At 35.2% G+C, this 15,350-nt stretch carries 11 protein-coding genes; 7 read left to right on the forward strand and 4 right to left on the reverse strand.

Going from position 1 to position 15,350, the window contains the following annotated elements; genetic code table 11:
* The first annotated feature begins 63 nt into the window (after window positions 1–63).
* Window positions 64–1,761 carry a D-lactate dehydrogenase gene (gene dld, locus J3U19_RS05300; protein WP_267340501.1) on the forward strand — a complete coding sequence of 566 codons (1,698 nt, stop codon included), beginning with the start codon at window positions 64–66 and terminating at the stop codon, window positions 1,759–1,761.
* A 238-nt stretch (window positions 1,762–1,999) separates the two neighbouring features.
* Here the strand turns inward: dld and mutS are convergent, their stop codons facing one another.
* Window positions 2,000–4,558, reverse strand: a complete 2,559-nt coding sequence (gene mutS / locus J3U19_RS05305) for a DNA mismatch repair protein MutS (RefSeq protein ID WP_267340499.1) — start codon at window positions 4,556–4,558, stop codon at window positions 2,000–2,002.
* 907 nt (window positions 4,559–5,465) lie between these two features.
* Here mutS and gapA point away from each other — a divergent pair.
* Window positions 5,466–6,461 (forward strand): glyceraldehyde-3-phosphate dehydrogenase, encoded by a 996-nt coding sequence (gapA, locus tag J3U19_RS05310; RefSeq protein WP_267345624.1) that lies wholly within the window; start codon window positions 5,466–5,468, stop codon window positions 6,459–6,461.
* Window positions 6,462–6,607: 146 nt separating this feature from the next.
* Here gapA and J3U19_RS05315 read toward each other — a convergent pair whose 3' ends face one another.
* The 3 genes from J3U19_RS05315 to yjgA form a co-directional block, all read right to left on the reverse strand.
* A complete protein-coding gene (locus J3U19_RS05315) occupies window positions 6,608–6,817 on the reverse strand; it encodes a cold shock domain-containing protein (RefSeq protein WP_065619463.1) in 210 nt (69 codons plus the stop codon).
* 416 nt (window positions 6,818–7,233) lie between these two features.
* Window positions 7,234–7,764, reverse strand: a complete 531-nt coding sequence (ppa, locus tag J3U19_RS05320) for an inorganic diphosphatase (protein WP_267340497.1) — start codon at window positions 7,762–7,764, stop codon at window positions 7,234–7,236.
* 65 nt (window positions 7,765–7,829) lie between these two features.
* Window positions 7,830–8,366, reverse strand: a complete 537-nt coding sequence (yjgA, locus tag J3U19_RS05325; RefSeq protein ID WP_267340495.1) for a ribosome biogenesis factor YjgA — start codon at window positions 8,364–8,366, stop codon at window positions 7,830–7,832.
* A gap of 77 nt (window positions 8,367–8,443) precedes the next feature.
* Between yjgA and pmbA the strand changes: the two genes are divergently transcribed.
* The 5 genes from pmbA to spoT all read left to right on the forward strand — a co-directional run bounded on the left by pmbA (window position 8,444) and on the right by spoT (window position 15,346).
* Complete coding sequence (gene pmbA, locus J3U19_RS05330; RefSeq protein ID WP_267345625.1) at window positions 8,444–9,796, forward strand: metalloprotease PmbA; 1,353 nt, start codon at window positions 8,444–8,446, stop codon at window positions 9,794–9,796.
* A 6-nt stretch (window positions 9,797–9,802) separates the two neighbouring features.
* The gene (locus J3U19_RS05335) at window positions 9,803–11,551 is read left to right on the forward strand and encodes a SulP family inorganic anion transporter (RefSeq protein WP_267345627.1); all 1,749 of its coding nucleotides are present in this window, start codon (window positions 9,803–9,805) and stop codon (window positions 11,549–11,551) included.
* 24 nt (window positions 11,552–11,575) lie between these two features.
* Window positions 11,576–12,790, forward strand: a complete 1,215-nt coding sequence (locus J3U19_RS05340; protein ID WP_267345628.1) for a CinA family nicotinamide mononucleotide deamidase-related protein — start codon at window positions 11,576–11,578, stop codon at window positions 12,788–12,790.
* A 137-nt stretch (window positions 12,791–12,927) separates the two neighbouring features.
* Complete coding sequence (gene rpoZ, locus J3U19_RS05345) at window positions 12,928–13,218, forward strand: DNA-directed RNA polymerase subunit omega (protein WP_267340491.1); 291 nt, start codon at window positions 12,928–12,930, stop codon at window positions 13,216–13,218.
* Window positions 13,219–13,237: 19 nt separating this feature from the next.
* Window positions 13,238–15,346, forward strand: a complete 2,109-nt coding sequence (spoT, locus tag J3U19_RS05350; protein WP_267340490.1) for a bifunctional GTP diphosphokinase/guanosine-3',5'-bis pyrophosphate 3'-pyrophosphohydrolase — start codon at window positions 13,238–13,240, stop codon at window positions 15,344–15,346.
* The last annotated feature ends 4 nt before the right edge of the window (window positions 15,347–15,350 follow it).

Genomic DNA, 15,350 nt, shown 5'->3' on the forward strand with positions numbered 1-15,350 from the left:
TACCTGATTGAGCGATTATAAAATAATCGGTACTCACATAAAAAATAAGTAGGTAAGATAAAAATGAACGGAAATGAAAAAACAGCATTAATTGAACAACTGCAAACCATTGTTGGAAAAAAATACACTTTAACAAATCCTAATCGGACTTTGCCTTATCGTCAAGGTATTCGTTTTGGTGAAGGTGATGCATTAGCTGTTGTATTACCTGGAACATTAGTAGAGCAATGGCAAATATTAAAAGTTTGTATTGCCGCTGATGTTATTGTTATTACACAATCAGCAAATACTGGCTTAACGGGTGGTTCGACCCCAGATGGTAATGATTATGATAGACCCATTGTAATCGTGAGTACTCGTCGTTTAGAAGGTATTCAAATTATTGAAAATGGTGAGCAAGTTGTATGTTTACCAGGTAGTACATTATTTCGTTTGGAAAAAGAGTTAAAAAAATATAATCGAGGACCGCATTCAGTTATTGGATCATCATGTATCGGTGCATCTGTTATGGGCGGTATATGCAATAATTCTGGTGGGTCCCTAATTCAACGTGGTCCTGCCTATACACAAATGGCTGTTTTTGCACAATTAGATGCACAAGGTCAATTACATCTTGTTAACCACTTAGGCATTGAACTGGGTGATGACCCAGAAACCATTTTACAGAATCTAGAAAATCATACCTATACTGAAAATGACATTAATCGCGATGCGGGTTTAGGTCACGATCATCATTATTGTGATCATGTTCGTGAAGTTGATGCCGATACTCCTGCACGTTTTAATGCCGATCCAGCTCGCCATTATGAAGCTTCGGGTAGTGCCGGACGCTTAATGGTTTTTGCCGTACGTCTTGATACATTTCCATTAGAGAAAAAATCAGAGGTATTTTATATTGGTACCAATGATATAAACGAGTTAAATGATATTCGCCGTCATATTTTAAGTCAGTTTAAAACATTACCGGTATCAGGCGAATATATGCATCGAGTCGCATTTGATATTGCTGCGGTTTATGGCAAACCGACTTTTTTGGCTATCCAAAAATTAGGAACCGATACCATACCTCGCCTTTTCGCTTTTAAAAACTTTGTTGATCGTGTTACAGGTAAAATTCCATTTTTTCCAAAAAACTTTTCTGATCATTTTTCTATTTTTGTCTCTAAATTTTTACCTAATCACTTACCGAAAACCATCCGTGACTACCGTGATCGTTATGAACATCATTTAATTTTAAAAATGGCAGATGATGGTATTGCCGAAGCTGAAGCATTTTTAAGAGATTATTTCCAAAATAAAAACGGAAATTATTTTTTGTGTAATGCTAAAGAAGCCGAAGCGGCAATGTTACATCGTTTTGCTGCAGCAGGTGCTGCCACATCTTATCGAAATATCCATAGTAAAACAGTGGAAAACATTGTGGCATTAGATATTGCCCTACGTCGTAATGATACAGATTGGTTTGAAACCTTGCCAAAAGACATTGATCAAAACTTTATCTATAAAATGTATTATGGGCATTTTTTCTGTTATGTCTTTCATCAAGACTATATTGCTAAAACAGGCACAGATTGTGATGAAGTGAAGGAACAAATTTTGGCTTTACTTGATCAGCGTGGGGCACAATACCCAGCAGAACATAATGTTGGGCATCTGTATCACGCTAATGCCGATTTGAAAAAATTCTATCAAGAACTTGATCCGACTAATAGTCTAAATCCTGGTATTGGTAAAACTTCTAAGAAAAAATATTGGAAATAATCTTATTTAGGAAACTGTTAGTTGAAATAGGCTGGCGAAGCTTAGATGGAGATAATTTAACGCTCACAGAACAACTTTAGTTGTTTTAACGAGCAGTGTAGCCGATCACTAATATTAATATTTTGATTAATCATTAAGATAATTATTGATTATTCTGTGATGATTAAGGAAGTTAGTTGAAAAAGATAGATAAACAAAAAAGGGCACAAAGCCCTTTTTAATTTAGGAGGTATTGGTTTCACAGCATTTGCTTTAATTGATACAACATTTCTAATGCTTGTTTTGGTGTTAAGGCATCAGGATCGATCTGTTTAAGCGCTTGTTCAATTTCAGAAGGTTCACTTTCCGTCACAAAGCTAAGCTGCGATTGGTCAACATGGCTCTTTGCCGCTTGTTTCGAAATGACTTCGAGCTCTTTTAGCTTTTGTTTGGCGCGTTTTAATACTTGTTTTGGTACGCCAGCTAATCCGGCTACCGCAATACCAAAACTTTTACTGGCAGCACCTTCAGATACTTCGTGGATAAAGGCAACTGTATTGTCATGTTCAATGGCATCAAAATGAATATTATAAACGCCTTGCATATGTTCAGGTAGTTGCGTTAACTCAAAGTAATGGGTAGCAAAGAGTGTCATCGCCTTGATTTGGTTTGCTAAGTTTTCAGCACATGCCCAAGCTAAGGACAATCCGTCATAAGTCGATGTACCACGTCCAATCTCGTCCATTAGCACAAGGCTTTGTTCAGTGGCGTTATGCATTATGTTAGCGGTTTCAGTCATTTCGACCATAAATGTTGAACGCCCCGACGCTAAATCGTCAGAGGCACCAATTCGGGTAAAGATGCGATCAACCGGTCCAATAATGGTTTTTGATGCGGGCACAAAACTACCTATGTAGCTCAGTAAAACAATTAATGCAGCTTGGCGCATATACGTGCTTTTACCACCCATATTAGGACCGGTGATAATGAGCAATCTTTTATCAGGTGAAAGCCGTAATGAGTTAGCAATAAATGGCGTTTGTAAAACTTGTTCAATAACAATATGGCGACCATTAATAATTTCAATACCTGCTTTTTCAGAAAATGTAGGGCATTGATAATTGAGTGTTAAAGCTCGTTCAGCTAAATTCGTTAAGACATCAAGTTCAGCGATAGCATCGGCACTGAGTAGCATATCGACAAGCTGTGGCATAAGTAAATCAAATAATTGATCATACAACTGTTTTTCAAGTGCTAGTGCACGACCTTTTGAGGTGAGGACTTTATCCTCATACTCCTTAAGCTCTGGAATAATGTACCGTTCAACATTTTTGAGCGTTTGGCGTCGGGTATAGTGAATTGGTGCTAAATGGCTTTGTCCCCGACTAATTTGAATATAGTAGCCATGTACAGCATTAAATCCGACTTTTAGTGTGTCTATACCTAAAGTTTCACGTTCGCGAATTTCCAGTTGTTCCAGATAATTCGTTGCACCATCTGCAAGATTGCGTAGCTCGTCAAGTTCGGCATTGTAACCACTGGCAATGACGCCTCCATCACGAATAATGATAGGTGGTGTCTGGACAATTGCTCGCGTTAAAATAGATGCAATATGATCAAATTGATTGATTTTAGCTCGCAAAGCAATTAAAGCTGGCGTATTCATTTGGCTTAATAACTGTTGCATTTGAGGCAGTAAGTTATAAGCATCACGCAAACGGGCAAAATCACGTGGACGAGCTGTTCGTAGTGCAAGCCGTGCTAAAATACGCTCAAGGTCGCCAATGAGTTTTAATAATGGCTGAATATCATCAATATGATTTTGTAATTCACTGATTGCTTGTTGACGGTGTTGTAATAAATTTACGTCACGAATTGGGGCATGTAACCAGCGTTTTAACATGCGACTACCCATTGGAGTTTGGGTTTTATCTAAAATTTCAGCCACTGTATTTTGTGTGCCACCCGATAAATTTTCAGTGATTTCTAGGTTTCGCCGCGTTGCTGCGTCGAGTACCACAAAGTCGAAAGCTGATTGTTTGATGATTGAACGAATATGAGGTAGCGCGGTGCGCTGCGTATCTTTTACATATTGCAGTAAACAGCCAGCTGCACTGAGTGCATAAAGGCAATCTTCCACGCCAAATCCGACTAAATCATTGGTACCAAATTGTAAATTAAGCTGTTGTTTGGCGGTTTCAAGGTCAAAATCCCAAATTTGGCGACGTCTTAAACCGTTGCGATGTTCGATCAAAGCCATTGATTGAAACTCTTCAGGATAAAGCAGTTCAACTGGATTTGTACGTTGCAATTCAGCTTGAATTGATTCGTAACTATCTGTTTCAAAGATAAAAAATCGTCCAGAACTTATATCGAGTGTGGCATAACCATAGTGGTTTTTTGATTGCCATATTGATGCTAATAAATTATCTTTACGATCTTCTAATAATAATTCATCACTCACGGTACCAGGTGTTACGATACGAACAATTTTTCGCTCCACCGGACCTTTAGTTGTCGCAGGATCCCCGATTTGCTCACAAATCGCAACCGATTCACCAAGAGAAATTAATTTAGCCAAATAGCTTTCAACAGCATGATAAGGTACGCCGGCCATCGGAATCGGCTCGCCATTAGAAGAACCACGTTTAGTTAACGAAATATCTAAAAGTTGCGAGCCACGCTTAGCGTCATCATAAAACATCTCATAAAAATCGCCCATACGATAAAACAGTAGAATGTCGGGATTTTCAGCTTTTAACTTAAGATACTGTCGCATCATTGGTGTGTGGTTATCAAAATTATCTTCACTATTCATGGTGGTATTTCTTTTTTTAAAATTCAATAGATTACTGTCTTACACTATCTAATTTTTACAACATCCATGATTTTGCTATTTCATGGTAGGTAACTGCAATAATGTTTAAAATTGTTATATAAACTAAGATTTAAACAATAAAACTTTATATAATTTATATGCATATTAAATCATAGATAATATGCGTTTATTATAACCTATTATTTAAAGGGTTTGTATGAAATTAAAAGTAGAGACAGTAATGATTCAATGTTTTCTTGGTTTGATCTTGTTAGGCAATGGTCAGCGTATCGTTGTGATTTTTAGCTGTTAAATAATTGTTTAGTCAATTTACAATTTGTGTACTCGAAAAATACACTAAGTTATCTTCATTTAATCCTTCAATCTTCATAATCGATGAAACATAATGGTTTGTTTACTGATGTAAAAAATTAGGCGTCAATGTAAATAGTTATGTTATATAAACATCAATAAACGTTCGCATTGAAATTTAACAAGATGAAAGTGTTTAGAAAATATCTACAAATGATCTTACCGATTTATTTCGAATTCATCTTTACAATTTGACCTGAGTAGCTGGACATAATTTTAAACAATGATGATTATGTAGATTAGTGAAGTGTATAAATTGTGCAATAAAAGTGGGTTATGGCAATTTGATTAAATTAGCAGTCACTATTTTTTGAAATTTAGGGACTATTTTTTATTTATTTATTTTGTCAGGTGAGGTGTTTTGAGTAAGTAAATGATTTTATTGCTAATCGTGTTATTTCAATAATTTTCTGTTAAAACTATTTAATGAATTCGTGTCTAAATTGATCGAATGATCTTGAATAAACCGTTAAAATTTGATAGCTTACAGCAAAGATTTTTTATATTTAAAAACACAAAAAAGAAGGTAATTGTTATGACAATCAAAGTAGGTATTAATGGTTTCGGCCGTATTGGTCGTATTGTTTTCCGTGCTGCTCAAAAACGTTCAGACATCGAAATCGTTGCTATTAATGATTTATTAGATGTTGAATATATGGCTTATATGCTTAAATATGACTCAACTCACGGTCGTTTCGATGGCACTGTTGAAGTTAAAGACGGCAAATTAATCGTTAACGGTAAAACTATCCGCGTTACTGCTGAAAGAGATCCTGCAAACTTAAAATGGAATGAAGTAGGTGTTGATGTTGTTGCTGAAGCAACTGGTCTTTTCTTAGATGATGCAACTGCTCGTAAACACATCGAAGCGGGTGCTAAGAAAGTTGTTTTAACTGGTCCTTCTAAAGATAACACTCCTATGTTCGTAATGGGCGTTAATGACAAAGAATACGCTGGTCAAGATATCGTTTCTAATGCTTCATGTACTACTAACTGTTTAGCGCCTTTAGCTAAAGTGATTAATGATAATTTTGGTATCGTTGAAGGATTAATGACTACTGTTCACGCGACAACAGCTACTCAAAAAACTGTTGATGGTCCATCTCACAAAGATTGGCGTGGTGGTCGTGGTGCTGCTCAAAATATCATCCCATCTTCAACTGGTGCTGCTAAAGCTGTAGGTAAAGTTATCCCTGAATTAAACGGTAAATTAACTGGTATGGCTTTCCGTGTCCCTACTCCAGACGTTTCTGTAGTGGATTTAACTGCGCGTTTAGCTAAACCAGCTAAATACGAAGAGATCTGTAAAGTGATCAAAGAAGCTTCTGAAGGCTCAATGAAAGGTGTTCTTGGTTATACTGAAGATGCAGTTGTTTCAACTGACTTCTTAGGTGAAGTGTGTACTTCTGTATTTGATGCGAAAGCAGGTATTCAAATCAGCGATACTTTCGTGAAACTTGTTTCTTGGTATGACAATGAAGTGGGTTATTCTAACAAAGTATTAGATTTAATCGCTGTAGTTTCTAAATAATAAAAAATAATTTATTTTACTTATTTCAATAAGCGACCTTCGGGTCGCTTTTTTAATTACATGATTGTTATTAAGTTGTTAAAACAATAAAAAGCCCATTTATTTAAAATGGGCTTTGATTTCACACTAATAAAGAAATTAGTTAGTTAAATAACAACAACTTCAGCTGCTGCTGGTCCACGAGGGCTATCTTGGATAGCAAATTCGACTTGTTGACCTTCAGCTAATGTTTTAAATCCGTCGCCGGAAATAGCTGAGAAGTGAACAAATACGTCCTTACTTCCATCGGTAGGGGTTATAAAACCGAAACCTTTACTCTCGTTAAACCATTTTACTTGGCCAGTTTTCTTATTCATTTACTAGACATCCTAACAATAATTAATAATTTGCCTTTAAGGCACGAATAGACCTTCACTTAGTATTATTATTTCAACTCAAAACTAAAAATATGATTAACGTTACATAAAAAAAGTTAATCGTTTTCATAATAAAATACTGCGTTATAAGTCTGCTACTATTACCGCATAAATTATATTCGAAAGCAAGATCTTAATGACAATTTTTTCATCTTATAATGCAGTTTTATATATATTTCTGTTTAAAATATACTTAATTTGATATAAAACAATTAAAAGATGACAAAAAATTAATTTTATTTCGAAAGTCAAAGTTAAGTATAAAAAAAGAGTCACTAAAGATTTTTTAGTGACTCCTTTTTATAACTTTTTGTAATGATTGCTTAATACGAATTTTGTAATTTTTTTGATTAAGCCTATTTTTTATTAGCTCTTTCGAAAGATTCGATAATTTCTTTACGAGCTGCTTCTGCGTTTTCCCATCCCTCTACTTTAACCCATTTCCCTTTTTCGAGTGCTTTGTATTGTTCGAAGAAGTGTTTAATTTGAGATTTTAATAATTCTGGTAAATCCTCAACATCTTTAATATGGTCATATTCTTTTGAAAGTTTAGTATGTGGTACTGCGACTAATTTAGCATCTTCACCCGCTTCGTCTGTCATTTTTAATACACCAACAGGACGGCAGCGAATAACTGAACCTGGTTGTAATGGGTATGGTGTCGGGACTAATACATCAACAGGATCACCATCAAGAGATAATGTGTTATTGATATAGCCATAGTTACACGGGTAAAACATAGCTGTTGCCATAAAACGGTCAACAAATACTGCGCCAGTATCTTTATCTACTTCATATTTGATTGGATCTGCATTGGCAGGAATTTCAATCACAACATAAATATCATCGGGTAATTCTTTACCTGCTGGTACATTCAAAAGTCCCATTTTTGTATCCTCTATCTTAGTTAATAATAGTTTAGTTCATTAGTAATGAGCGTACATTATAAAACTTATTCTGTATCGCTCAATTCTTTTAAATATTGAAAAATTTGTCTTGCTGTTTTTGGTGGTTTATTGGTTTGTAACTCTTTTTTAGCTAAACGAGCCAAAGTACGCAGTTGTTGCCTGTCAGCATTTGGAAATAAACTAATAATGGTTTCAGCATCACCTGTTTCAATAAGATCATCGCGCAATTTTTCCAATTTATGAAATATCGCTATTTGTTGGTTATGGCGATTTTTAAGTTTGTTTAGTGCAAGGGTTATCGGTTCAATATCTCGACTGCGAAGCAGCTTACCAATATATTGAATTTGTCTTCTATAACCTTCTTTTTTGATTTTTTGCGCTAATTCAATAGCGTAAAGTAAATCTTCATCAAGAGGAATTTTTACAATTTCATTTTTACTTAAATTAACTAGTTCAATACCGAGTTTTTTAAGCTCTTCAGCATCTCTTTTAATTTCACTTTTACTGACGTAAATGATCTCATCTTCGATCTCCTCGACAGCTAAGTTTGGCTCTTTGATTGTCTCTTGATTTTGATTCATATGATTTCTTTTGTTAACTAAAATGCAATTCTAGCTTATTATAACGTATCACTAGCAGAATTGTAGAAAATAATGAAATGAGTATAGAACAAATCAAGAAAGACGCTTTAGTCCAAAAAGAGAATTTATCCGCTATTGTGGCTCATGCTATTGAGCAAGCTAAACCAAGAGTTGATTCAGTTGAAGTTTCAATTAATCAATCTACAGGTATAAGTATAAGTACTCGTATGGGTGAAACTGAAAACGTAGAATTTAATAGTGATGGTGCGTTAGGCATTACGGTTTATCAGAACCAACGTAAGGGTAGTGCCTCGACGAATGATTTATCTCCGCAAGCAATTGCCCAAACCATTGATATGGCCATCAATATTATGCAATATACTTCATCCGATCCTTATTCTGGTTTAGGTGAGGCGGAATTGATGGCATTCGATGCACCTGATTTAGATCTCTTTTATCCTGGTGATTTGAATGTAGATGAAGCTATAGAAAAATCTAAACAAACAGAAGAAGCTGCGTTAGCTTACCCCAAGATTTTAAATAGTGATGGTGGTTATTTTAGTAGCCGTTATGGCATTTATATGTATGGCAATAGTTTAGGTATGTTGAATGGTTATTGCGAAAGTTCTCATTCATTATCATGTTCAGTTATTGCCAAACAAGATGAGCAAATGGAACGCAATTATGCTTTTACTTATTCACGGGACATTAACGATTTAAAATCGCCATTATGGATTGGTCAACAAGCGGCTGAAAAAACTATAGCTCATTTAGGGGCGAAACAAATTGAAACCATGCAAGTACCCGTTCTGTTTTGTGCAGAGGTTGCAGTCGGACTAATTAGACACTTGGTGGGTGCAATAAGTGGTGGAGCAATTTATCGTAAATCTTCGTTTTTATTAGATAGCGTGGGCGAAATAATATTTCCATCTTGGTTAACTATTTTTGAAAATCCTTTTATATTAAAAGGCATTGGTTCTTCACCATTTGATAGTGAAGGAACAAGAACTGTTAAACGTAATATCATTGAGCATGGCGTTTTGCAAACGTATTTGCTGAGTAATTATTCAGCCAGAAAATTAGGTCTAAAATCAACAGGGCATGCGGGTGGTATACATAACTGGTTAGTCTCATCAAGTCAAACCGATGCAGACTTTAATGGAATGTTAGCAAAATTGGATAAGGGTATTGTGGTGACCTCTTTAATGGGAGATGGTGTTAATAATGTTACGGGGGATTATTCACGAGGAGCAACTGGATTCTGGGTTGAAAATGGTCAAATTCAGTATCCAATCAATGAATTCACCGTTGCAGGTAATCTTAAAGATATGTATCAAAATATTGTGGCGATAGGGAATGATCTTGAAACAAGAAGTAACATTCAATGTGGATCGATTTTAATTGAAAATATAAGCATAGCTGGAAGATAATAAAATATGCAAAAAGTAGAAAACAAAGGGGTATTACAAAAAATAGCATTATGGATGCCTGGATTAGTCAGTTTATTGCATTATAAACGTGAATATTTTAATTCTGATATAAAGGCAGGCTTATCCGTAGCGGCTGTTTCGTTACCTGTATCAATTGCTTACGCTGAATTAACGGGTGTTGGTGCAATAGCCGGCTTATACTCAACCATTTTACCTCTTATTGTTTATGCACTTTTTGGTTCTTCCCGACAACTTATTGTTGGTCCTGATACCGCAACTTGTGCAGTAGTTGCGGCTGTTGTTTTTCCTTTGGCGGCAAATGATCCCATTTTACGCTGGCAATTGGTTGTTTTATTAACCATTATGATTGGTATATGGTGTATCATTGCGGGTAAGTTGCATTTAGGAGCACTGGCTGATTTACTCAGTCAACCGATTTTAATTGGTCTACTCAACGGAATTTCAATTACAATTATCATTGATCAATTGGCTAAAACTTTAGGATTTTCCTATGACTTTTCATACTTAATTGAACGAGTTGTGTATTTACCTTTTAAAATATCACAAATTCATATTTTAACTGCATTGATCTCGTTTTTTACTTTACTCTTATTGATTGTTTTGAGAAGATCAAAACCTCGATATCCAGCCCCGCTTTTAGCTGTAATGATAACGACGTTTTTTTCGTGGTTATTTAATTTTGAATCGTACGATATCCGTATCATTGGCCAAGTTAGTGGCGAATTTATACCTACTGAATCCTGGATTGATTTTGATAAAGGAAAAATGAGAGATTTAGTGGTGCCATCACTGAATATAGCGGTTATCTGTTTTGTCAGTATGATGATTACGGTACGCAGTTTTGCATCCAAAAATAATTATGAAACAAACGCAGATATTGAATTTAAAGCCTTGGGTATGGCAAATATTGTAGCCGGGTTATCACAAGGATTCGTGGTAAGTGGTACTTCATCGCGTACTGCAGTTAATGATGCCAATGGCGGTAAAACTCAGTTGGTTTCAATTATTGCAGCAATATTAATTGGTTTTATAGTTCTGTTTTTTTTAGCGCCGTTGCAATACATTCCAACTTGTGTATTAGGGGTGATTTTAATTTACTCTTCGTTTTCTCTTATTAATTTTCAAACTATATTTCGCTTTTTTAAATTTGATCGCGATGCATTTTATTTAAGTTTAATCACATTTATCTCGGTATTATTGATAGGTATTATCCCAGGTATGGCGCTCGCTGTTTTGTTAGGGCTATTTCTATTTTTACGCCGTGTTTTCAGACCGAAAGATCAACTATTGGGGATCGATGATAGTGGTCGTATTCACTCTTTAGGTAAAGAGGTTAAAAAATTAAAAAATACAATTATTTATCGTTTTAACTCCCCGCTCACTTATTTTAACATCGCATATTTTAAGCGAAAAATTATAAGTTATATTGACGAAGCTGAAGAGCCAATAAACTACGTTATCGTTGATGCTATTCCTTGTTTTACTTATAAAGATGTCAGCGTGTTATTAGGTGTTGAAGAATTAGTTAAATCTTTAAAAGTCCGAAATGTTATATTAATCCTATCAGGTAGACGAAAAACACTCAAAAATTGGTTTAAGCAGATGAATATACAGCTTGATGAAGAGTATATTGAATTTGCTTATGATCTCTATTTTTCAGTAAAGTCAGTGCAAAGTAAAGAACATATGGACAATGATGAAGAAGGTTTGGATAGCAAAAATATTGTTATTTAATCATTATTTGTTTATGGGGTATTTATGATTAAAAAAAAGATAAACATCGAAATGCTCAGTACTGGTGATGAGGTGTTACATGGGCAAATAATTGATACTAACGCTGCGTGGTTGTCTCAATTCCTTTTTCAAGAAGGTATCTTAATAACATCCAAACATACAGTTGGTGATGATTTGACTCAGCTAATTAGCACACTTCAACAACATAGTTTAGATAATGATATTATTATTGTGAATGGTGGCTTAGGACCAACAAGTGATGATTTAAGCGCTCAAGCAGCAGCGTTAGCCAATCATGAACCCCTTATATTGCATCAAGAGTGGCTGAGCAAAATTGAACAATTTTTTTTAAGGCATGGTAAAACTATGTCACCAAGTAATATAAAGCAAGCAATGTTACCACAAAGTGCTACTTTAATTGATAATCCGATTGGAACGGCATGTGGCTTTAAAATACAAATCAATCACTGCCTTTTATATTTTACTCCAGGTGTACCTAGCGAATTCAAGGAAATGATTAAAACCTGGATTTTGCCTGAAATTAAATTAAACTTTCCAACATTAGAAAAGAAATTGTGTTATCGACTGATGACAATGGGGCAAACCGAAAGTAATTTAGCAACTCAAATTGATGATAACCTCAATTTACCAACGGATATTGTGATTGGATATCGAGCAACAATGCCAATGGTTGAACTGAAATTAACAGGTTCAGAAGAGCAAAAAACTAAGATGGATGCGTTATGGCAGAAAATTAAAGCAATAGTTGCTAACAATTTTTTGTATGAAGGGGTCTTAACACAACATGGAGATCTAGGCTTAGCGATGTTTGTTTCTAAAATTTTAATCGAAAAAGGGCAAACAATTGCAGTTATTGAACATCAATCCGCAGGGCGCATCGCTCACCAATTATTTGAGTGTGAAGCACCACTGGTTAAGTCGGAAATCGTTCCATTGTTTCCTGAGGCTTTTAAAGACTATTGTTTACATGTATTAACCAGAAATAGAGCTGATATCGTGCTAGGGTTAGTTAATTTTAGAGAAAAAAATACGGAATTCACATTGATAATAGCCACTTCTCAACAATTTTTCCAATTTAATTTGAAATATACTGGTCAAGTACAGAATCGTGAAATCACTCAAAAAATTCTTTGTGCAATTGCTTTAGATGCTTTACGCCGTTATCTTCTAAACATGCCAATTCTTGGAAAGAATGTTTGGTTAGATTTGATTGAATAACTATTGATAGTTTTTTGTAAAAAAATCAGCTAGCTTGAGTTTATAAATAATATTAATATGGACAATTTGCTACAAAATTAAGTACAATAATAGATCTTTCAAATAAAGCAATTTAGTAAAACAAATTAGAGGTAAAAATGGCTCGTGTAACTGTTCAAGATGCAGTAGAAAAAATTGGTAATCGCTTTGATCTCGTTTTAGTTGCAGCAAGACGTGCTCGTCAATTACAAATTGAAAATAAATCGCCATTAATTCCAGAAGAAAACGACAAAGAGACCGTTATTGCGTTACGTGAAATTGAAGATGGTCTTGTTAACAAACAAATTCTTGATACTGCTGATTTTCAGGCTCGTCAAGATGAAGAAGCAGAAGTTCGTTCTGCGCTTCATGAATCGATTCTTCTTGATAATACTCCCTCGTACGAATAAATTCTGCTGAGAATTGCCTATGCAATATTTTGATGGTTTAAAAGAGGTTGTCACATCTTATCTTCCAGCTAAACAAGTTGATATTATTCAAGATGCTTATCTCTTTGCTCAAAAGGCGCATGATGGGCAATTCCGATGTAGCGGTGAACCTTATATTACCCATCCAGTCGCGGTTGCGACAATTTTAGCCGATATGCGACTGGATTATGAAACAATTATCGCTGCACTTTTACATGATACTATCGAAGACACTCCTGTCACCTTTCAAGATATTACGGAAAAATTTGGCAAACACGTTGCTATTTTGGTTGAAGGTGTTTCTAAATTAGATAAATTAAAATTTCGCAATAGGCAAGAAGCACAAGCTGAAAATTTTCGTAAAATGGTTCTCGCCATGACCGAAGATGTGCGCGTTATTTTAATTAAACTTGCTGACCGTACGCATAATATGCGAACTCTTGGATCACTAAGACCTGATAAACGTCGTCGCATAGCAAAAGAGACACTAGAAATTTATGCTCCTTTAGCACATCGTTTGGGTATTCATCATATTAAAACTGAGCTCGAAATATTGGGCTTTACGGCGATGCATCCTAATCGCGCTAAAGTGCTAGAAAAAGTCGTTGATGTTGCTCGCGGTACCAGAAAAGAACTTATTGAGCAAATATTATCAGAAATTAGAGGGCGTTTAGCCGATGCTCATATTGATGCAGTAGTGGAAGGATTAGAAAAAAATATTTATGTAATTTATCAGAAAATGCAAATGCGTGAACAGCATTTTCACTCAATTATGGATATTTATATTTTTCGAGTCGTTGTTAAAGATGTCGATGCCTGCTACCGAGCTCTGGGTTTAGTACATAATTTATATAAACCACGCCTTAATCGATTTAAAGATTATATAGCCATTCCTAAAGCCAATGGTTACCAATCGTTACACTCATCCTTAATTGGTCCATATGGTACGCCAGTAGAAGTGCAAATACGTACTGAAGATATGGATCAAATGGCTGAAATGGGGGTAGCTGCTCATTGGGTATATAATGAAAATGATGAGATTACGCATACCACCACTCAAATTAAGGCTCAACGCTGGATGCAGAGTTTATTAGAACTGCAACAAAGTGTTGGTAACTCGTTTGAATTTATTGAAAATGTAAAATCGGATCTGTTTCCTAAAGAGATCTATGTTTTTACACCTAAAGGTCGTATTGTTCAATTACCTGAAGGTGCAACAGCCGTTGATCTTGCTTATGCAGTACATTCTGATATAGGTCATCAGTGTATTGGCGCACTTGTTGATCGCAAACCTTATCCGCTATCCCAACCTCTAAGTAATGGACAAACAGTTGAAATTATTACTTCACCAGAAGCTCGACCTAATGCACGTTGGCTGAGTTTTGTGGTGAGTGCCAAAGCGAGATCGCGTATTCGGCAAGCGTTGAAATCGTTAAAACGTGAAGATGCCATAGCGCTTGGACGACGATTACTTAATTTAGCACTAGTTAACACAGGTGGAATTGAAAATCTTTCTAATGAACAGATTAAAAATATTTTGCAAATTACCAAATTACAATCTTTTGATGATGTGTTGGCTGAAATTGGTTTAGGCAATATTATGAGTCATTTTATCGCCAACGGGTTGAAGCATAATGAATTATTGCAAGATCATTTCGATTCGAATAAAACATTAGTAATAACTGGAAGTGAAGGTGTGTTACTAACATTTTCAAAATGTTGTCATCCCATCCCTAATGATCCAATTATTGGTCATGTGAGTCCAGAAAAAGGTTTAACCGTACATCATGAATATTGTCGAAATATAACCGGTTATCAAAATAATCCTGAAAAGTATATTCCTCTTAAATGGGCGACTAATATCGATCAATTTTTTGTTGCTGAAATCTGGGTAGATATTCTAAATAATCAAGGTTCATTAGGGCATATACTTTCGATTATTAATGATGAAAAAGCGCATTTACAGTGGCTAAATACGGAAGAAAAAGATCGACAAATTTATACTATCATCTTACAAATTGAAGTAAAAAATTCTCAACAACTCAATGAGTTAATGCGTAAATTGTCTTTACAACAAGATGTTGTGAGTGTGATTCGTAACATCAATTAATTAT

Source organism: Gilliamella sp. B2828, from assembly GCF_026537125.1.
Classification (GTDB): domain Bacteria; phylum Pseudomonadota; class Gammaproteobacteria; order Enterobacterales; family Orbaceae; genus Gilliamella.

Excerpts from the sequence above, each read along its gene's own strand:
- dld (WP_267340501.1), top strand. The coding sequence starts at position 64 with ATGAACGGAAATGAAAAAACAGCATTAATTGAACAACTGCAAACCATT.
- mutS (WP_267340499.1), bottom strand. The coding sequence starts at position 4,558 with ATGAATAGTGAAGATAATTTTGATAACCACACACCAATGATGCGACAG.
- gapA (WP_267345624.1), top strand. The coding sequence starts at position 5,466 with ATGACAATCAAAGTAGGTATTAATGGTTTCGGCCGTATTGGTCGTATT.
- J3U19_RS05315 (WP_065619463.1), bottom strand. The coding sequence starts at position 6,817 with ATGAATAAGAAAACTGGCCAAGTAAAATGGTTTAACGAGAGTAAAGGT.
- ppa (WP_267340497.1), bottom strand. The coding sequence starts at position 7,764 with ATGGGACTTTTGAATGTACCAGCAGGTAAAGAATTACCCGATGATATT.
- yjgA (WP_267340495.1), bottom strand. The coding sequence starts at position 8,366 with ATGAATCAAAATCAAGAGACAATCAAAGAGCCAAACTTAGCTGTCGAG.
- pmbA (WP_267345625.1), top strand. The coding sequence starts at position 8,444 with ATGAGTATAGAACAAATCAAGAAAGACGCTTTAGTCCAAAAAGAGAAT.
- J3U19_RS05335 (WP_267345627.1), top strand. The coding sequence starts at position 9,803 with ATGCAAAAAGTAGAAAACAAAGGGGTATTACAAAAAATAGCATTATGG.
- J3U19_RS05340 (WP_267345628.1), top strand. The coding sequence starts at position 11,576 with ATGATTAAAAAAAAGATAAACATCGAAATGCTCAGTACTGGTGATGAG.
- rpoZ (WP_267340491.1), top strand. The coding sequence starts at position 12,928 with ATGGCTCGTGTAACTGTTCAAGATGCAGTAGAAAAAATTGGTAATCGC.
- spoT (WP_267340490.1), top strand. The coding sequence starts at position 13,238 with ATGCAATATTTTGATGGTTTAAAAGAGGTTGTCACATCTTATCTTCCA.